This is a genomic window from Methylobacterium sp. Gmos1 (assembly GCF_053764715.1).
In genome coordinates this window covers 452,255-470,309 of sequence record NZ_JBSNCC010000002.1, presented here as the reverse complement: position 1 = coordinate 470,309, position 18,055 = coordinate 452,255, and the positions used below count along the sequence as shown (strand labels likewise).

Sequence of the window (18,055 nt, the reverse complement as noted above, 5' to 3'; positions counted from 1 at the left end):
ATGCGCAGGACCCTCTCATTCACCGAACGCGACATCCTGCGCAACTGCGGACGCGGCAACTTCGACGACGGCGGACGCGACCTGAGGCAGGGCCGGGTGCGCGAGGTCGAGGTCGACGGGGACGAGCACGTCGAGGGGGACGTCGAGAGCCGCAGCGGGCCGACGGTGTTCAGCGTCTCGATCACCGTGGAGCAGGACGACGACGGCGCCCACATCAGCGGACATTGCAGCTGCCACGAGCGCTACAATTGCCGGCACGTCGTGGCGGTGCTGCTCGGGGCGCTGCGCAAGGGCGGGATCTCGCCGCCGCCGCCGCCCCCGACCCCCGAGGAGCGCGCCGCCCGCCTGCTGCGCCTCCAGGACTCCGCCTCGCCCGACGCCCTCACGCCCGACCTCCAGACCTGGATCGCCCGCCTCGACCACGTCCGGCGCACCGGCGGCGAGGACTTCCCGCCCGAGATCGACCGGCGGCTGATCTACCTCCTCGTGGCGTTGCCCGGCCGCGGCGGCGCGCCCCGGCTCGGCGTCGCGCCGATGCAGGCCCGGATCCTGAAGAGCGGGGCCCTGTCGGCCAAGCCCCGCCCGGTCGAGCCGGCGAGCGTCGCCTACACGTCGAACCCGGCCCAGTACCTGCGCCCCTCCGACCTGCGCATCCTCAAGGCCCTGCACGGACGGATGCGCGAGGCCGACGGCGACGCGCCGCCGGCCTACCCGCTGCTCGACGAGGCCGGCGCCGGAATCCTCGAACAGGTGCTGGCGACCGGCCGGGCCCGGTTCGAGACCGTGCTCGGGCCGGCGCTCACCGCCGGACCGGCCCGGCCCGGCCACCTCGCCTGGGTCGAGGACGGGCAAACCCTGGCACCGCATCCGCGCCTCGACGGCGAGGCGGCCGAGGGGACCGGGATCCTGGCGCTGGCGGCCCACCCGCCGGCCTACCTTGATTCCGAGGCCGGCCTCGTCGGGCCGATCGAGCTCGGCCTGCCGGCCCATATCGCCGCCGCCCTCACGGACGCCCCTCCCCTGCCGGCGGCCTCGGCGCGCGCGCTCAACGCCGCCCTGGCCCAGCGGGTGCCGGGCCTGAGCGTCCGCCTGCCGGAGCCGCCGCAGGAGACGATCGTCGACGTGGCCCCGGTGCCGGTGCTGCGCCTGACCCAGATCGAGGTCCCGCCGCCGCCCTACTATTACGGCACGCCGCCGGCGCCCGAGGCGTTGCGCCTCGCCGCCCTCTCGTTCCGCTACGGACCGGTGACGGTGCCGTTCGGCGACCTGCGGGCGAAGCCGACGCGGCTCTCCGGCGGCCGGCTCTTCATCGTCGAGCGCGACGTTCCGGCCGAGCAGCGCGCGGTGGCGCGTCTCCTCGCCCACGGCCTGTCGCCGGTCCAGGAGCGGCGCCCGGCGCTCGTCTCGAACCTGGGTCCGCGCCACGCCCGGGACTTCCTGCCCGACGGCGGCGACGAGGCCTGGGCGGCGATCCAGGGCGAGGCCCTGCCGGCCCTGAAGGAAGCGGGGTTCGAGATCGTGACCGATCCGAGCTTCCGCGGCCGGGTGCTGTACCCGGATGCCGCGGTCGAGTTCGAGATCCACGAGAGCACCGGCATCGACTGGCTGGAACTCGACCTCGGGGTCGAGATCGAGGGCGAGCGCATCCCCCTCGCCGAGCCGATCGCGGCGCTGCTGGCGCGGCCCGACTTCGCGATCGAGTCGATCGACGAGGCCTCGTCCCAGCCGGTGATGGTGCCCCTCGACGACGGGCGGATGCTGGCGCTGCCGGGCGCGCGCCTGAAGCCGATCCTGCTCGCTTTGCGCGAGCTCAGCCTCGGGGCCGGCGCCGGCGAGGGCGGGCGCCTGCGGCTCGGCCTCGTCGACGCCGCCACCCTGGCGGCGCTGGAGCGCGTGAGCGAGGCGGCGATGCTGGCCTGGCGCGGCGGCGAGTCCTTGCGCGCCATGGGCCGGATGCTGCTCGCCGAGGGCGGCATCCCGCAGGTCTCGCCGCCCGAGACGTTCCGGGCCACCTTGCGGCCCTACCAGGCGGAAGGCCTGTCCTGGCTCGCCTTCCTGCGCGAGGCCGGCCTCGGCGGGATCCTCGCCGACGACATGGGCCTCGGCAAGACCGTGCAGGCGCTGGCGCTCATCGCCCGCGAGAAGGCGGAAACGCGCCTCGACCGGCCGGCCCTGGTGATCGCCCCGACGAGCCTGATGGCGAACTGGCGCCGGGAGGCGGAGCGCTTCGCCCCCGATCTCTCGGTCCTCGTCCTGCACGGCCAGGGCCGGCGGGAGCATTTCGATGCGATCGACGGCCACGACCTCGTGCTCACCACCTATCCCCTCGTCGCCCGCGACCACGGGGTGCTCTCAGGGCAGGACTGGCACCTCCTGATCCTCGACGAGGCGCAGACGATCAAGAACCCGGACGCGACGACGACCCAGCTCATCCACGGCCTGTCGGCCCGGCACCGGTTCTGCCTCTCGGGCACGCCGCTGGAGAACAACCTCGCCGAGCTGTGGTCGCTGTTCTCCTTCGCCTGCCCGGGCCTCCTCGGCGAGCGCAGGACCTTCGCCCGGACCTGGCGCACGCCGATCGAGAAGCACGGCGACCCCGAGCGCGGCCGGCTGCTCGCGCGCCGGATCAGGCCGTTCCTGCTGCGCCGGACCAAGGAGGAGGTGGCGCGCGACCTGCCGCCGAAGACCGAGATCACCGAGGAGGTCGAGATGGGCGAGGCCCAGCGCGCCCTCTACGAGTCGATCCGCCTCGCCATGCACGCCCGGGTGCGGGAGGCGATCGCCGCCAAGGGCTGGGATCGCAGCCGGATCGTCATCCTCGACGCCCTGCTCAAGCTGCGCCAGGCCTGCTGCGACCCGCGCCTGTTGAAGCTCGAGCGGGCGGAGGCGGCCGGCTCGGCCAAGCTCGATCGGCTGGAGGAACTGCTCGACGCGCTGCTCGCCGAGGGGCGCCGGGTGCTGGTCTTCTCCCAGTTCACCTCGATGCTCGCCCTGATCAAGCCGCGGCTGACCCGAGCCGGCATCGCCTACGCCGAGCTGACCGGCCGCACCCGCGACCGGGAGGGGGCGGTGCGGCGCTTCGAGTCCGGCGAGGTCCCGGTCTTCCTCATCAGCCTCAAGGCCGGCGGGACCGGGCTCAACCTCGTTTCCGCCGACACGGTGATCCTCTACGACCCGTGGTGGAACCCGGCGGTGGAGGCGCAGGCCGTCGACCGCGCCCACCGCATCGGCCAGGACAAGCCGGTCTTCGTCCACAAGCTCGTGGCGGCGCGCAGCATCGAGGAGAAGATGGAGGAGCTGAAGGCGCGCAAGAGCGCGCTGGCCGAGTCCCTCTTCGACCACGAGGGCGCGCCGACGAGCGCCCTGACCCCCGCAGACCTCGACATCCTGCTGGAGGAGTGAGGCCGTTGCGGACAGCCCGGCGCCAGCCAGGGCGGCTAGCCTCGCTCCTTGCCCGCTCTTCACAGGGGGTGGCCCCGAGTGAACGAATCGGCCCCGGTGACGGTTGCCTCTCGGCCGCCGCAATCGGCACTATGCTCGACACGGGTGAGATGACCTCGCGGATGCAGCGCGGAATGACAACGCGAACCGGCGACGTGGTGGGATGGTCCTGGTCGGGCGGCGGATCCGAGGGACCGCCCCCGCCCCGGTGGAGCCTGCGGCGCCGCCTCGCCCTCGCCCTCGCCGGCCTGGGGCTGAGCGCCGGCCTCGCGCTGGCCCTCGGCTTCCTCGCCTTCGTGGCCGGCCTCGCCCGCTCCGAGCGGCTGCCGCTCGGCCCCTCCGACGGGATCGTGGCGCTGACCGGCGGGGCGCAACGGATCGAGGACGCGATGGACCTGCTCGCCGGCGGCTACGGCCGGCGCCTCCTCATCACCGGGGTCAACGAGCGCACCAGCCGCGACGAGATCGCCCGGCTCAACCCGGGCCAGCAGCACCTGATCGCCTGCTGCGTCGACCTCGACTACCGGGCCCGCAACACCATCGGCAACGCCATCGAGATCCGGCGCTGGATGCGCGAGAACGGCTTCCGGAGCGTCGCCGTCGTCACCTCGAACTACCACATGCCGCGCACCCTAGTGGAGCTCGACCACGCGCTGGCGGAAGGCCACCAGGTGGTGCCGCACCCTGTCGTGCCGGAGGGGGTCGACCCCGACCAGTGGTGGCGCCACCCGGCCTCGGCGCGGCTGCTGGCCTCGGAATACGCCAAGTTCCTGGTCGCCTGGGTCCGCACCCGGTTCGAGACCGACCCCGAGCATTCGAGCGCGGCGGTGCTGGTCAGCCGCGGCCACCCGGTGAAGATGGTGGCCGAGCCGCTGGTGCGGTGAACCCTGGACATACGGTTTCCGCGTTGCGAACGCGATCCGGCAGGATCGCCTGAAGCAATCAGTCGGAAATCATGTCAGGCGATCTCGTAATCCCCCGGCGCGATGTCGGCGCTGCGCAGGAAGATCTGCAAGGCCGGCTGCATCGACCGGTGCAGGTGGGACACGTCCTCGCGCTCGGCCCCGAGCACCCGGGCCGTCGCCTCCTCCAGGGAGCCCGGGCCGTAGGGCGCCGCGCCGTGCACCGCCGGCACCCCGCGCGACGCGTCCCACCCCATCGCCAGGTGGCGGATCAGGGCGACGTGCTCGGGGCCGACCTCGAACACGATCTGCTCGGGCGACGTCCCGGTGCCCTCGTCTCGGAACACGTCGGAGACGTGGGACAGGTCGAGCTTGGTCAGGGGGTTGTGGTAGCTGTAGCGGCCGGGCTTCAGCTCGGCGTGGCGCAGGAAGGCGACCAGCGCCTGGCCCACCGCCCGGTGCTCCTCCGCCGCGCCCTCGTCGTCGCCGGTGACGTTGGCGATGTCGCCGTCGCGGTCGAGGCTGCCGTAGGGGGCGTCGGGATGGATCACCGGGGCGCCCTGCCCCGCCGGATCCCAGGCCACGACCAGCCTCCGGATCAGGGCGATGCGCTCAAGCGTGATCTCGGTGGTGCGGCTGGTCATCGATGGGTCTCCCTGCGGCCCCTTCTGTAGAGCATCGATGCGACGGGAGGGAGTCTAGCGGCAGAACGCCTTTTCCTCACGTCGGCGCAGGGCTTGCCCGATGAATGAGGAGGCGCTGGCCTCTCCTCTCCCCGCGGGCGGGGAGAGGGGAAACCAGCGCCTCTTCTTTCTCGAAAGCTGTCATCGGCACAGCCGATTGGTTCGCCTCGACGAGCGCAGCCCTGCCTCGGAGATATTGTCGTCAAATCCCCAGATACACCCGCCGCACCTCCGGATCGTCGCGCAGGGTCGCGGCCGGCCCCGAGAGCATCAGCCGGCCGGTCTGGAGCACGTAGGCGCGGTCGGCGATGCCGAGCGACTCGGCGAGGCGCTGCTCGACCAGCAGGATCGTCGTGCCGGACGCCCGGATCGCCTCGATGGCGGAGAAGATCTCGTCGACGAGCTTGGGCATGATGCCCTGCGAGGGCTCGTCGAGCATCAGGAGGCGCGGCCTCGTCATCAGGGCGCGGCCGATGGCGAGCATCTGCTGCTCGCCGCCCGAGAGGGTGCCGGCGCGCTGCGGCAGGCGCTCCTTGAGGCGCGGGAACAGGGAAAAGACCCGCTCCAGGGGCGCTTCGCGGTCGGCGGCCTTGCGGTGGAGGTAGCTGCCGAGGCGCAGGTTGTCGGAGACCGACAGGCGCGGAAACAGCCGCTTGTTCTCTGGTACGTAGGCGATGCCCCGCGCGGTGATGGCGTGGCCGGCCAAGCCGTCGATGCGGGCGCCGTCGAACATCACCTCGCCGGAGCGCGGCCGCTCCATCCCGGCGATGGACTTGAGCAGCGTCGACTTGCCGGCGCCGTTGGCACCCGCCACGACGACGATCTCGCCGGCATCGACCTCGATCGAGACGCCCTGGATGGCGAGCAAGCCCTGATAGGCGGTGGAGAGCCCGCGGACCTCAAGCAGCACGGTGGCGCTCCCCCAGATAGGCGGTGATGACGCCCTCGTGGCGCACCACCTCGGTCGGGTGGCCTTCCGCGAGGACGCGGCCGAGATGCAGCACCACGGCGCGGTCGACCAGCGGCATCACCACCTCCATCACGTGCTCGACCATGATGACGGTGACGCCGCTCGCCGCGACCTTGCGGATCAGCTCGACGCCGGCCTTGGCCTCGCTCGGGGTGAGCCCCGTCAGCACCTCGTCGAGGAGGAGGAGTTTCGGCTCGGTGGCGAGTGCCCGCGCGACCTCGAGGCGGCGCTTCTCGGGCGGCGTCAGCTCGCCGGCCACCGCCTCGGCACGATGGCTCAAGCCCGCGAAGTCGAGGGTTTCGAGCGCCACCCGCCGCGCCGCCGCGGCGCTGGCGTGGCGGGCGAAGCCCCCGACGATGACGTTCTCGATCACGTTCATCGAGTCGAAGGAGCGCGGCACCTGGAAGGTGCGGGCGATGCCGCGCCGGCAGCGCTCGGGCGCCGAGAGCGGGGTGATGTCCTCGCCGCGAAAGAAGATCCTTCCTTCGCTCGGCTGGTAGGTGCCGGAGATCAGGTTGAACAAGGTCGACTTGCCGGCGCCGTTCGGCCCGAGCAGGCCGAGGATCTGGCCCTCGGGCACGTCGAGGCTGACATCGGCATTAGCGACGAGGCCGCCGAAGCGGAGCGTGACGTGGTCGATGCGCAGCAGGGAACCGCTCACGGTGTCGCTTCCTCGTTGCGGGCCTTGCGGGTGCGGCGAAACAGGCTGAGCACGCCTTCCGGCCGGGCGAGCGCCACCACCATCACGAGGACACCGTAGAGCATCAGGTCGAGGCCGTTGCCGCTGCCGCCGAGATACGAGCGGCTGATCTCGGTGAGCGGGATCAGGATCGCCGCCCCGACGAGCGGCCCCCACAGGGTGCCGATGCCGCCGAGCACCGCCGGCAGGGCGAAGAGCAGCGAGAAGCGGAAGCTCATCACGCTCTCGGGATCGATGTAGGAGACGTAGGCCGCGTAGAAGCCGCCGCCGATCGCGGTGAAGAAGGCCGAGACTGCCGCCGCCGCCATCTTGGAGCGGAAGACCTCGACGCCGAGGCTCTCGGCGGCCTGGGCATCGTCCTTGACCGCGCGCCACCAGTAGCCCCAGCGCGAGCCCTCGATCAGCCAGGTCACGAACCACACCACCGCCAGGAACCCGACCGCGAAGTGGACGTAAGGGATCTTGTCGCGGGCGAACTGGAGCGTCCACCACGAGTCGGGGTTGAACGGCCACTGGATGCCCATCGCGCCGCCAACGAAGTCCCAGTTGTGGACGAGCAGCAGGCCGATCTCGGCGATCACGATGGTGGCGATCGAGAAGTAGTGGCCGGCGAGCCGAAAGCACGGATAGCCGAGGATCAGCGCCACGACGGCCGACAATGCCCCGCCCGCCAGCATGCCGAACCACGGCAACACGCCGTAATTGACGAACAGGACCGAGGTGGCGTAGGCGCCGAAGCCGAAATACAGCGCGTGGCCGAGCGAGACCTGACCGCAATAGCCGCCCAGGATGTTCCAGCTCTGCGACAGGGCCGCGTACATCAGGGTGAGGATCAGGACGTTCTGGAGGTAGACGTCGCGGATGCCGTAGGGCAGCGCGGCGAGGCCCGCGAAGACGAGGAGCGCGACGATCAGCTTGCGCCGGCGCTTGGCGGCGTAGCTCGCCTCGGCCCGCGCCGGCGCGGAGCCCGGCGCGAGGGCGGTGGTCAGCGTGGTCATCTAAAGCCTCCCGAACAGGCCTTGCGGCCGCGCGAACACCACCGCGAGGTAGAGGGCGTAGACGCCGATGGATTTCAGCGCCGGCGGCAGGATCACCGCCGTGAACGCCTCGACGAGGCCGACGATGATCCCGGCGACGAGCGCGCCGCCGACGCTGCCGAAGCCGCCGAGCGCCACGGTGACGTAGGCGATCAGCGCGAAGCTCGCGCCGACCTGGGGGTGGATGTAGTAGAAGATCGCCAGCACCGCGCCGGCAAGGCCGACGAGCGCGGCGCCGAGGCCCCAGCCCAGCGCGAAGACCCGGTTGCGGTCGATGCCGACGAGCGCCACCGCGCCCTGGTCCTCGCGGGTCGCCTCCAGCGCCCGGCCGAAATCGGTGCGGCTCATCAGCAGGTGCAGGCCGCCGAAGGCGGCGAGCGACACGACCGCGCCGAAGATCTGCGGCCAGGGCAGGAAGATCCCGCCGAGCTCCAGCGTGCGCCCGCCGAGCCAGGTGTTCTGGACGTTGCGGTAGTCGGGCGTGAACAGGTACTGGGCGGCGCCCTGGAGCAGGATCGCGAGCCCGAAGGTCGCGAAGATCTGCACCATGCCCTGGTTGGCCTTGGCCCGCATGGCGAAGCGGACCACGCCCATATAGGCGGCGGCCCCGAGCATGAAGAGCAGGGCTGCTACCAGCGGCATCAGCACCACCGGATCGAGCCGGGTGACCAGCACCAGCCCGAAGGTCGCGTACATCGCCAGCATCAGGAACTCGCCGTGGGCGAAGTTCACCACGTCCATCAGGCCGAAGATGAGCGAGAGGCCGACCGCGATCAGGGCGTAGATCAAGCCCATCAGGAGGCCGCTCGCCAGCACCTGCACCAGGGCTTGCGTCGTCATGGGGGTCGGGGCTCCGGTGGGGCTTCCGGGAGATGCGAACGAGCACTGCCGCGTCGGAAGGGAACGCCTCCCCTCCCCCTTGTGGGGTGGGGTTTGGGGGTGGGGGTGGTGCCGCGTAAAGCTCAGCGGTCTATCCGGCACCACCCCCACCCCTAGCCCCTCCCCACAAGGGGGAGGGGGAAGAGCCATACTCACGCGTTCATCGGCCACTTCGCCGGCGCCACCGCGGCGGATTCCGGGAAGATCGTGACGAACTTGTCGCCGATCCATTGCAGCAGCACCGGGTCGGCGTGGGTGTTCTGGCCGTCGGGCCCGAACGCCACCTTGGACCAGGGCATCACCGTGCGGGCGCCCGGGATGTCGGTGGCGGCGAGCGCGGCGCGGATCTTCTGGCCGTCGGTCGAGCCGGCGCGGTCGAGGGCGTCGGCGAGCACGATCAGGGCCATGAACTGGCGCGAGGAATTGTCGTTGAGGTCGCGCCCGGCGCGGGCCTTGTACATGTCGTTGACGGTCGCGACCATCGGGCGCTTGGCGGCGAGGTCGAGGGAGAAGCTGCCCCGCGAGATCAGGCCCTGGAGCTTGTCGCCGACCGCGTCGTAGGTGACCTTCTCGGAGAAGCCGGCGGCTTGCGCGATGATGCTCTTCGGCTTGTAGCCGAGCTCGGCCATGGTCTTGGTGAGCAGGATCGCGTCGGTGGTGTAGCTCGTCGGCAGCAGCACGTCGGCGTTGGCGGTCTTGAGCTGCTGCACCTCGGCGGTCAGCGAGGGCGAGTTGCTCTTGTACTTCACGTCGGCGACGAGCTTGTAGCCGCGCTCGGCCGCCAGCTTGCGCTGCACGGTCGACGAATCGACGCCGTAGATCGTGTCCTCGAAGAACAGCGCGACCGAGTCGATCTTCTGGCCCCGCTTGCGCTGGGAATCCAGGAAGTCGAACATCGCGGTCGAGAACATCTCGTCGTGCGCGGCCGGGCGGAAGAAGTACTTCAGGCCCTTGCGGTGCAGGCTCGGCGAGGAGGAATCGGCGCAGACGAAGGGCACGCCGTAGCGCTCGGCGGTGGCGCTCACGGTCGCCGAGACCGCCGACTGGTAGCAGCCGACGAGGGCCGCGACCTTGTCCTGGGTGATCAGGCGCTCGGCCTCGGCGCGGCCCTTCTGGGGGTCGGCCTGGTGGTCGGCGAAGACGAGGCGGATCTTGGCGCCGCCCATGCCGGCAAGGCCTACGCCCTTGGCGCCCGGCAGGTCGAGGTCGTGGTCGTTGTTGATGAGGTCGAGCGCCGTCTCGATGGCGTGGCGGGCGTCGACCCCGACCTGCGCGCTCGCCCCCGACATGGCGTAGAGCACGCCGACCACCACCTCCGGCGCCGCCGCCCGGGCCGGTGCGCCCCGGAGCGAGGCGAGCGAGAGGGCGCCGGCGCCCACCAAGAGTTCTCGACGACGGATCATGCGCTGGCCTCCAGGGGGCGGGGATGTCTTCTAGAGCGCTTCACGATCACGTTGCAATCGCGAAGCTCTCTAGTTCATTGATTTTGCCGCATTTTCTGCGACGAACCGGCTTCCACTTCGTCGGAAATTGCTCCAAGCCTCATTCCGCCGGCTTTGAAAAGCCCGTGTCGAGACCGTTTCCAGTTCGACGGCGGAAATGATGCGCGAACAAGAACCTAAGACGAAAGGACCGGGGACATCTTTTCACAGAACCGCGTATTCGGTGTTGCGCCGGTCGGTGATCAGCATGCAGCCGGGCGCGTGGGTGATGGCGAAGGCCGGACGCACCGCGGCGATCACCGATTGCGGGGTCACGCCGCAGGCCCAGAAGACCGGGATCTCGTCGTCGCGGATCGCGACCGGGTCGCCGTAATCGGGCGCCCCGATGTCCCGGATGCCGATCAGGTCCGGCCGGCCGAGATGCACCGGCGCGCCGTGGACCGAGGGGAAGCGCGAGGTGATCTGCACCGCCCGGATGGCCTGCGCGGGGGTGAGCGGGCGCATCGACACCACCATCGGCCCGGAGAAGCGGCCGGCTGGTGCGGTGGGAATGCTGGTGCGGTACATCGGCACCCGCACGCCCATCTCGACGTGGCGCAAGGGGAGCCCGTCCTCGGCCAAAGCCGCCTCGAACGAGTATGAGCAGCCGATCACGAAGGCTACGAGGTCGTCGCGCCAGAACTCCGCGACCGATGAGCACTCCGCCACCACCTCGCCGTCGCGCCAGACCCGGTAGCCGGGAATATCGGTGGCGATGTCGAGGTCGAGGCCGAGTTCCGGGATGCTGCGCTCGCCCTTCGCGGACACGCCGATGATCGGGCAGGATTTCGGGTTGCGCTGGGCAAACAGCAGGAACTCATCGGCGAGGTCGGCCGGCAGCACCGCGAGGTTGCCCTGGACGTAGCCGTCGGCGATGCCGGCGGTGCAACCGGTGATGGCGCCGCTGCGGCAGGCGAGTCGCGCCGCCTCGCCGCTCATCCGCGCCCGATCGAAGGGAAGGGTCATCGCCGCTCCTGATCCCGGATCTCTGGTGGTGCCGGATCGCTCCGTGCCCAGCAATGCGCCATGTTCACATCGCAGGCAGTTAAGGGCCAATCGTCATTTCGCATCGGTATTGATAAGGTCTCCTTATCGGTCGCGGGCTCATCGGCGCCAGTCCGGAGAGGCCGCGACCTCGCAGGCGAGCCGCGCCGCCGTCGCGGCGAGCCCGCCATCGGGCGCGTTGGGGTAGGTCGCCGTGAAGGTGATGTCCGGCAGGGCCGGCGCCGGGGCGATGATCCGCAACGCCCCCTCGTCGAGGTCGCGCCGCACCACCTCGGGCGGGATCACCCCGATGCCGATCCCCTCCCGCGCCATCCGGACGATGGTGGAGAGCGAGGCGTTGCTGTGCAGGCGCGGCGGCGGCAGGTTCGACTGCGCCAGCATCTCGCGCAGGGACACGTAGGGGTTGGTGTTCTTCGGGTAGGTGATGAGCGGGTGCCTGAGCAGGCTCGCCAGGCTCACCTCGCCGGGGCCGAGATCGAGCTGAGGTGCGGCGATCCAGGCGAGCGACACGCTGCATAACGGCAGGTTGACGAGGCTCGGCATGGTGATCGGCCCGACCAGGAAGGCGAGGTCGAGGTCGCGGTTCAGGAGCGCGTCGCGCATGTTGGGCGAGATGTCGACCGCGATGTCGACGGTGATTCCCGGATAGTCCTCGTTCATCCGGGCGATGAAACGCATCAGCCAGGTATGCACGATGGTGTCCGACACGCCGAGACGCAGGACGCCGCGCATCGTCCCGGGCCCGGCCACCGCCTGCATCATCTCGGTGCGCAGCCGCAGGAAGCGCTCGGCGTAGGCCAGGAGGTCGCGGCCCTTGGCCGTCAGCACCACCGAGCGGGCACGCCGCTCGAACAGCCGCACCCCGAACTCCTCCTCCAGCGCCGCGATGCGCTGCGACACCGCCGGCTGCGAGGTGTGCATCCGCTCCGCCGCCTTGCGGAAGCTGCACAGCGAGGCGGTCCAGTAGAAGATCTCGAGGCTTCTCAGTTCCGCCATGCCCCGTCCCGGCTCTCGCACGGGAGTATAGTGAGCAAGGTTCGGACCACGCGCAAATGTGGGGGCGGGCGGCAGAAAAGCTAGGGGGCAAGACGCGGCGGGTTTCGCCCTTCCCCACCCGTGCGGGGCTGCCAGGGAAGGAAATGGCGCGGGTTTCCCCTCCCCCCTCTGCGGGGGAGGGGGCCTACGGAGTAGGCCGGGAGAGGGGCAGCGCGACGCTTCAGGACAAGGCGCCCTTCATCAAGGTCGAGACTTCCCCGGAAGCGGCGTCCCCTCTCCCGCCCCACTTCGCGGGGCACCCTCCTTCGCAGAGGGGGGAGGGGGAAACCCGAGCCATTCCTTTCCCGGACAGCGCTGCGCGGGTGGGGAGAGGAGAGGATCCGCACCTCTTCCTTCGCTGAACCGCCCGGCGCGCTGGCCCATGCTAGACATCCCGTCGACCGGACAGGACCAGGCCAGTTTGGACGCGACCCCTCCCACCCTCCCCGCCAGCGCCCGGATCGGCGCCGGCCTGAAGGCGCAGATTGCCGCGGGCGTCTACCCGCCGGGTGCCCCCCTGCCCTCGACCCGGGCGCTGGCGGCGGAGCTCGGGGTCTCGCGCACCACCGTGACGGCGGCCTACGACCAGCTGATCGCCGAGGGCTACCTGGAGACGCGTCCGGGCGCCCCGACGCGGGTCGCCGCCGGCCTCCTGCCGCGCGCGGCCCCGGCCGCGGCCGGGCCGGGCTTGGCGCCCCGCCTCTCCGCCTTCGGGCGGCGCGTCCTCGCCGAGCCGGCGCCCGAGGCCCTGCCGGCCCCGGCGATCGATTTTCGCTACGGCGACCTCTCGGGCGACGATTTTCCCGTCCTCGCCTGGCGCCGGGCGCTCAACGCGGTCCTGCTGCGCCGGCCGGCCCGGCTCGGCTACGGCGATCCGCGCGGGCTCCCCGAATTGCGCGCCGCGCTCCAGGCCTATCTCTGGCGCGCCCGAGGCCTCAGTTGCGGCCTCGACCAGATCGTGGTGGTCAACGGCTCGCAGCAGGGGATCGACCTCTGCGCCCGGCTCCTCGTCGATCCCGGCGACCGGGTGGTGATGGAGGATCCCGGCTACGGCGCGGCGCGCCGGGTCTTTGCCGCCGCCGGCGCCGCGATCGTGCCGGTCCCGGTCGACACGGAGGGCCTGCAGACCGGGCGCCTCGCCGAGGTCGGCCCGGCGCGGCTCGCCTACGTCACGCCCTCGCACCAGTTTCCCCTCGGCGGCGTCCTGCCCGCTAGCCGGCGCCATGCCCTGCTCGCCTGGGCGGAAGGATGCGGCGCGACGATCCTCGAGGACGATTACGACGGCGAATACCGCTTCGATGCGCGGCCGGTGGAGGCGCTGCGCAGCCTCGACCGGGCGGGACGCGTCGTCTATGCCGGCACGGTCTCCAAGACCCTCTCGCCGCAACTGCGCCTCGGCTACCTGGTGGTGCCCGAGTCCTTGAGCGCGGCCTTCGCGGAGGCCAAGCGCCTCGCCGACCGCCAGGCGCCGGGGCTGGAACAGGCCGCCCTCGCGGCTCTCCTGACCGAGGGCGGCTACGAGCGCCACCTGCGCCAGGCGCGACGACGCAATGCCGGGCGGCGCGCGGCTCTCCTCGCGGCCCTCTCGGAATCGTTCGGCGCCGCGGTGCGCGTCGAGGGCGCGGCGGCGGGCCTGCACCTCGTCGCGTGGTTCACGGGCGTCCCGGCCGCCGCCGAGGCCGGGATGGCGGCAGCGGCGCGGGCGGCGGGGATCGGCGTCTACCCGGTCGGCCCGCTCTACCATGATGCGTCGACGCGGCCGGACCGGGCCGGGCTGCTCCTCGGATTCGCCGGCAGCGAGCCCGAGACGGTCCGCACCGGCATCCGCCGCCTCGCCGCGGCGCTCGCCGGCCGGCCGGGCTGACACGAGCGCGGCCGGCCGCGACGGCGCCCCGGTTCGACCGGGTGCCGAAGCCTCGCAGAGTATCACGCCGCGACATAACCCCGATCCAACGGGCGAATGCACCGTCACGGGAGCCGATTCTAAGCGTTCGGCAAGGAATAACGCCTAGCCCGTCAGCAAAGGCCGCAGCAGGCCGGCACGTCGTGCCGGCCGTTTCCCGAGGGTCCCCGTGCAGCAACCATCTCCGGCACCGGCGGCGTCCCTCGGTCAGGTGGGGCGGCGGGAGGCCAGGCTCGGGCGCCGTCTCTGGGGCACCGCCCTCCTCCTCGCGGCGGGCCTCGTCGCCCTCACGGCGATCGTCCTCGCGCCCTCGGTCGCGGCCTACCGCAACGGGCAGAGCAACCTCGTGCGCATCAGCCGGCTGCGCCAGGTGCTCGAGGCCGCCAACCGCCTCTCGGCGGAGCGCGGCCCGGCGAACGTCATGATGGCGGTGGCGCCCGGCAGCGATCCGGCGGCGCTGGCGCGGCTCGGCGCGTTCCGGACCGCGAGCGACGGCGCGCTCGCGGCCCTGCGCGGGCCGGCGGCGGCGGACGAGCCCGGCCACGCCCTCCTCTACGGCCTCCTCGCGGCGACCGCCGCCCGGCTCGACGAGGCGCGGCGGGACGTCGACCGGGTAGCCGGCCTGCGGGCGGCGCAGCGGGACCTGGAGGACATCACCGGCGCGATCGCCCGGATGATCGCCGCGGTCGACGCGTTCCAGGACGTGGTCGCCTGGGAGATCCGCGAGATCGGCCGGGCCGACCCCGCCCTCGCCGGATCTGCCCTGATCGGCCACGCGGTGAGCGACCTGCGCGAGTATGGCGGCCGGATCGGCTCGGCGATCGTCCCAGCCGTCACCGTGCACCGCCCCCTCGACGCCCGTCAGTTCACCGACGCCACGCAGATCCGCGGCCGCATCCTGGAGCTCATGCGGCTCTTGCGCGGCCAGGCGGCGTTCGGTCCCGGGCAGCCGATGGAGGGGCTGTTTCGCGAGGTCGAGGAGACCTTCGCCGGGCGGGGGCTCGGCCTCATCGAGGCGGTGATCGCGGAAGGGGGCACCTCCGGCCGCTACGGGCTCACCGCCGACGAGCTCACCCACCGCTACGTGCCGACCCTGAAGCCGGTCGAGGCCCTGCGCGAGCGCTACCTCGCCGGCATGGTCGCGGACTTCGCCGCCGAGCGCGACGCGGTGCGCACCCGCCTCCTCGCGGTCGCCGGCGGCACCGTCGCGGTTCTCGTCCTGCTGGTCGCCCTGCTGCAATCCTTGCGCGCCTCGGTGCTGCGCCCGCTGCTCGCCGCGCGGGAGACCGCGATGGCGCTGGCCGAGGGCGGCGCGCCGCCCGCCGGCCCGCGGGTGCCGCTGCGCATCGTCGAGATCCGCCGGCTGTTCGACGCCCTCGCGGTGCTGGAGGAGCGGCTGCGCGAGCGCGCCTCCCTGATGGAGACCCTGCGCCGGCAGGCCGAGACCGACGGCCTGACCGGCCTGAGCAACCGCCGCGGCCTCGCGCTCGCGATGGCGCGCACGGCCCCCGGACGGACGGCCGCCGCCCTGATGATCGACCTCGACGGCTTCAAGAAGGTCAACGACACGCTCGGCCACGAGGCCGGCGACGACCTGATCCGGCAGGCCGGCGCGCGCCTGTGCGCCTGCACGGGCAAGGCCGGCCTCGTCGCCCGGATGGGCGGCGACGAGTTCGCGGCCCTGCTGCCCGGCTGCGACGAGGCCGCGGCGGTCACGGTCGCCGGGACGATCCTGCACAGCCTCTCCGAGCCGTTCCCGGTCGACGGCCAGACCATCCATATCGGGGCGAGCATCGGCATCGCGCTGAGCCCCGAGCACGGCCCCCTCGCCGACGGGCTCCTCGCCAGCGCCGACATGGCGCTCTACGAGGCCAAGCGCGCCGGGCGGCACTGCCACCGCGTGTTCACACCCGCCTTGCGCGACGCCACCCTGGCCTGGACCGCGCGCCAGCAGGAGCTGCCACGGGCGCTGGCGGCCGGGGAGTTCGCGCTGTTCTACCAGCCGCAGGTGCGCCTCTCCGACCGCCGGATCGTCGGCGCCGAGGCCCTGATCCGCTGGCGCCATCCCCGGCTCGGCCTGCTCGCGCCGGGCGAGTTCCTGGCCCCGCTGGAAGCCAGCCGCCTCGCCGCGCCGGTGGGCCGCTTCGTGCTGCGCGAGGCCTGCGCCCAGGCCGCCGCCTGGCGCCGGGCCGGGGCGGGCGACCTGCGCGTCGGCGTCAACCTGTTCGGGGCGCAGTTCCACTCGGTGGGCCTCGTCGACGAGGTCCGGGCGGCGCTCGCCGATTCCGGCCTGCCGCCCTCCTCCCTCGAACTGGAGATCACCGAGACCATCATCCTCCAGCACGACGAGGCGCTGATCGCCCCCCTGCGGGCGCTGCGCGACCTCGGCATCGGGATCGCCTTCGACGATTACGGCACCGGCTACGCCTCGCTGAGCCTGCTCAAGCGCTTCCCGCTCACGCGGCTGAAGATCGACCGCTCGTTCGTGCAGGGCATGGAGGCGTCGGGCCGGGACGAGGCGAGCCGGGAGCAAGCGGGCCGGGATCTGGCGATCGTCCGCTCGGTGCTGACCCTCGGCCGCAGCTTCGGCCTCTCGGTGATCGCCGAGGGCGTCGAGACCGAGGCGGTGGCCGGGCGGCTCCTCGCCAAGGGCTGCGAGGAGGCGCAAGGCTACCTGTTCGGCCGGCCGATGCCGGCGGAGGCCTTCGCTGCACTGGTCCGGCCGCAGGAGCGGCGGCGGGCGTGACGGCCGGCTCGGTTCCGTCCGCTTTCCCGGCGTGCTAGCGAGGCCCTCCCGTTCTCGAACCCGCGTCCCCGCATGAACCCCATCTTCGCCGACCTGCCGACCACCGTGTTCGAGGTGATGTCGGCGCTCGCCCGGGAGACCGGCGCCGTGAATCTCGGCCAGGGCTTCCCGGACGATCCGGGCCCGGCCGACGTGCGCGCCAAGGCCGCCGAGGCGGTGGTGGAGGGCTGGAACCAGTACCCGCCGATGATGGGGCTGCCCGAGCTGCGCCGGGCGGTCGCGGCGCATTACGCGCATTGGCAGGGGCTCGCCCTCGATCCCGACACCGAGGTGATGGTGACCTCCGGCGCCACCGAGGCGCTGGCCGGCGCCCTGATGGCGCTGATCGAGCCCGGCGACGAGGTCGTGCTGTTCGAGCCGATGTACGACGCCTACCTGCCGCTGGTGCGCCGGGCCGGCGGCGTGCCGCGCTTCGTCACCCTGACGCCGCCGCACTTCCGGATCACCGAGGAGGCGCTCGCCGCCGCCTTCTCGCCGCGCACGAAGGTCGTGCTGCTCAACAATCCGCTCAACCCCTCGGCGACGATCTTCCCGGACGAGGACCTGGAACTGCTGGCGAGCTTCTGCCGGCGCTTCGACGCCGTGGCGCTCTGCGACGAGGTCTGGGAGCACGTGGTCTTCGACGGTCGTCGCCACCGGCCGCTGATGGCGTTTCCCGGCATGCGCGAGCGCACGGTGAAGGTCGGCTCGGCCGGCAAGATCTTCTCGCTCACCGGCTGGAAGGTCGGCTTCGTGATGGCCGCCCCCGGGCTGATGAAGGGTCTGGCCAAGGCGCACCAGTTCCTCACCTTCACCACGCCGCCGAACCTCCAGGCGGCGGTGGCCTACGGCCTGGGGAAGGACGACGCCTATTACGAGGGCATGCGGGCCGACTTCGCCCGGGCCCGCGACCGGTTCGCCGACGGGCTGAAGGGCCTCGGCTTCAGCGTCCTGCCCTCGGCCGGGACCTACTTCCTCAACCTCGACATCGCCCCCTTGGGCGAGACCGACGACGTCGCCTTCTGCGAGCGGCTGGTGCGGGAGCACGGCGTCGCGGCGATTCCGGTGAGTGCCTTCTACGCCCACCAGCCGGTGCGCACGATCGTGCGGTTCTGCTTTGCCAAGCGCGACGACACCCTCGACCGGGCGCTGGAGCGCCTGAGCGGCCTGGCGGCCGGGCGCGCAGCCTGATGCGGGGCCTCCTTGTCGAGCCGGGGGGCCGGGGCCACATCCT

At 72.0% G+C, this 18,055-nt stretch carries 13 protein-coding genes; 5 read left to right on the top strand and 8 right to left on the bottom strand.

Going from position 1 to position 18,055, the window contains the following annotated elements; all coding sequences use genetic code 11:
- Positions 1-3,402, top strand: a complete 3,402-nt coding sequence (locus ACS5PV_RS05310) for a DEAD/DEAH box helicase (RefSeq protein ID WP_455394319.1) — start codon at positions 1-3, stop codon at positions 3,400-3,402.
- 173 nt (positions 3,403-3,575) lie between these two features.
- Positions 3,576-4,325: a YdcF family protein gene (locus ACS5PV_RS05305; protein ID WP_455394318.1), complete on the top strand. Its 750-nt coding sequence runs from the start codon at positions 3,576-3,578 to the stop codon at positions 4,323-4,325.
- A 74-nt stretch (positions 4,326-4,399) separates the two neighbouring features.
- Here the strand turns inward: ACS5PV_RS05305 and ACS5PV_RS05300 are convergent, their stop codons facing one another.
- The 8 genes from ACS5PV_RS05300 to ACS5PV_RS05265 all read right to left on the bottom strand — a co-directional run bounded on the left by ACS5PV_RS05300 (position 4,400) and on the right by ACS5PV_RS05265 (position 12,094).
- On the bottom strand, positions 4,400-4,987 hold the full coding sequence (locus ACS5PV_RS05300) for a hypothetical protein (protein ID WP_455394317.1): 588 nt from the start codon (positions 4,985-4,987) through the stop codon (positions 4,400-4,402).
- A 241-nt stretch (positions 4,988-5,228) separates the two neighbouring features.
- Positions 5,229-5,933: an ABC transporter ATP-binding protein gene (locus tag ACS5PV_RS05295; protein WP_455394459.1), complete on the bottom strand. Its 705-nt coding sequence runs from the start codon at positions 5,931-5,933 to the stop codon at positions 5,229-5,231.
- Positions 5,926-6,657 carry an ABC transporter ATP-binding protein gene (locus ACS5PV_RS05290; protein WP_455394316.1) on the bottom strand — a complete coding sequence of 244 codons (732 nt, stop codon included), beginning with the start codon at positions 6,655-6,657 and terminating at the stop codon, positions 5,926-5,928. The genes ACS5PV_RS05295 and ACS5PV_RS05290 overlap by 8 nt, the downstream gene beginning before the upstream one ends.
- Complete coding sequence (locus ACS5PV_RS05285; RefSeq protein ID WP_455394315.1) at positions 6,654-7,694, bottom strand: branched-chain amino acid ABC transporter permease; 1,041 nt, start codon at positions 7,692-7,694, stop codon at positions 6,654-6,656. Before ACS5PV_RS05285 ends, ACS5PV_RS05290 begins: the two co-directional genes overlap by 4 nt.
- On the bottom strand, positions 7,695-8,573 hold the full coding sequence (locus ACS5PV_RS05280) for a branched-chain amino acid ABC transporter permease (RefSeq protein WP_455394314.1): 879 nt from the start codon (positions 8,571-8,573) through the stop codon (positions 7,695-7,697).
- A gap of 191 nt (positions 8,574-8,764) precedes the next feature.
- Positions 8,765-10,015: an ABC transporter substrate-binding protein gene (locus ACS5PV_RS05275; protein WP_455394313.1), complete on the bottom strand. Its 1,251-nt coding sequence runs from the start codon at positions 10,013-10,015 to the stop codon at positions 8,765-8,767.
- A 243-nt stretch (positions 10,016-10,258) separates the two neighbouring features.
- Positions 10,259-11,059 carry a putative hydro-lyase gene (locus tag ACS5PV_RS05270; protein ID WP_455394312.1) on the bottom strand — a complete coding sequence of 267 codons (801 nt, stop codon included), beginning with the start codon at positions 11,057-11,059 and terminating at the stop codon, positions 10,259-10,261.
- Between the two features lie 138 nt (positions 11,060-11,197).
- A complete protein-coding gene (locus tag ACS5PV_RS05265) occupies positions 11,198-12,094 on the bottom strand; it encodes a LysR family transcriptional regulator (protein ID WP_455394311.1) in 897 nt (298 codons plus the stop codon).
- 460 nt (positions 12,095-12,554) lie between these two features.
- Here ACS5PV_RS05265 and pdxR point away from each other — a divergent pair, with 460 nt between their 5' ends.
- The 3 genes from pdxR to ACS5PV_RS05250 all read left to right on the top strand — a co-directional run bounded on the left by pdxR (position 12,555) and on the right by ACS5PV_RS05250 (position 18,012).
- A complete protein-coding gene (gene pdxR, locus ACS5PV_RS05260) occupies positions 12,555-13,997 on the top strand; it encodes a MocR-like pyridoxine biosynthesis transcription factor PdxR (RefSeq protein WP_455394310.1) in 1,443 nt (480 codons plus the stop codon).
- Positions 13,998-14,205: 208 nt separating this feature from the next.
- Positions 14,206-16,782 (top strand): EAL domain-containing protein, encoded by a 2,577-nt coding sequence (locus ACS5PV_RS05255; RefSeq protein WP_455394309.1) that lies wholly within the window; start codon positions 14,206-14,208, stop codon positions 16,780-16,782.
- Between the two features lie 72 nt (positions 16,783-16,854).
- Entirely contained in the window at positions 16,855-18,012 is a 1,158-nt protein-coding gene (locus tag ACS5PV_RS05250) for an aminotransferase (RefSeq protein WP_455394308.1), read from the top strand.
- Positions 18,013-18,055: the final 43 nt, after the last annotated feature.

Bases quoted from the DNA above. Each gene is read 5' to 3' on its own strand.
- ACS5PV_RS05265 (WP_455394311.1), bottom strand. From the start codon at position 12,094: ATGGCGGAACTGAGAAGCCTCGAGATCTTCTACTGGACCGCCTCGCTG.
- ACS5PV_RS05275 (WP_455394313.1), bottom strand. From the start codon at position 10,015: ATGATCCGTCGTCGAGAACTCTTGGTGGGCGCCGGCGCCCTCTCGCTC.
- ACS5PV_RS05285 (WP_455394315.1), bottom strand. From the start codon at position 7,694: ATGACCACGCTGACCACCGCCCTCGCGCCGGGCTCCGCGCCGGCGCGG.
- ACS5PV_RS05305 (WP_455394318.1), top strand. From the start codon at position 3,576: ATGACAACGCGAACCGGCGACGTGGTGGGATGGTCCTGGTCGGGCGGC.
- ACS5PV_RS05250 (WP_455394308.1), top strand. From the start codon at position 16,855: ATGAACCCCATCTTCGCCGACCTGCCGACCACCGTGTTCGAGGTGATG.
- ACS5PV_RS05310 (WP_455394319.1), top strand. From the start codon at position 1: ATGCGCAGGACCCTCTCATTCACCGAACGCGACATCCTGCGCAACTGC.
- ACS5PV_RS05270 (WP_455394312.1), bottom strand. From the start codon at position 11,059: ATGACCCTTCCCTTCGATCGGGCGCGGATGAGCGGCGAGGCGGCGCGA.
- ACS5PV_RS05300 (WP_455394317.1), bottom strand. From the start codon at position 4,987: ATGACCAGCCGCACCACCGAGATCACGCTTGAGCGCATCGCCCTGATC.
- ACS5PV_RS05280 (WP_455394314.1), bottom strand. From the start codon at position 8,573: ATGACGACGCAAGCCCTGGTGCAGGTGCTGGCGAGCGGCCTCCTGATG.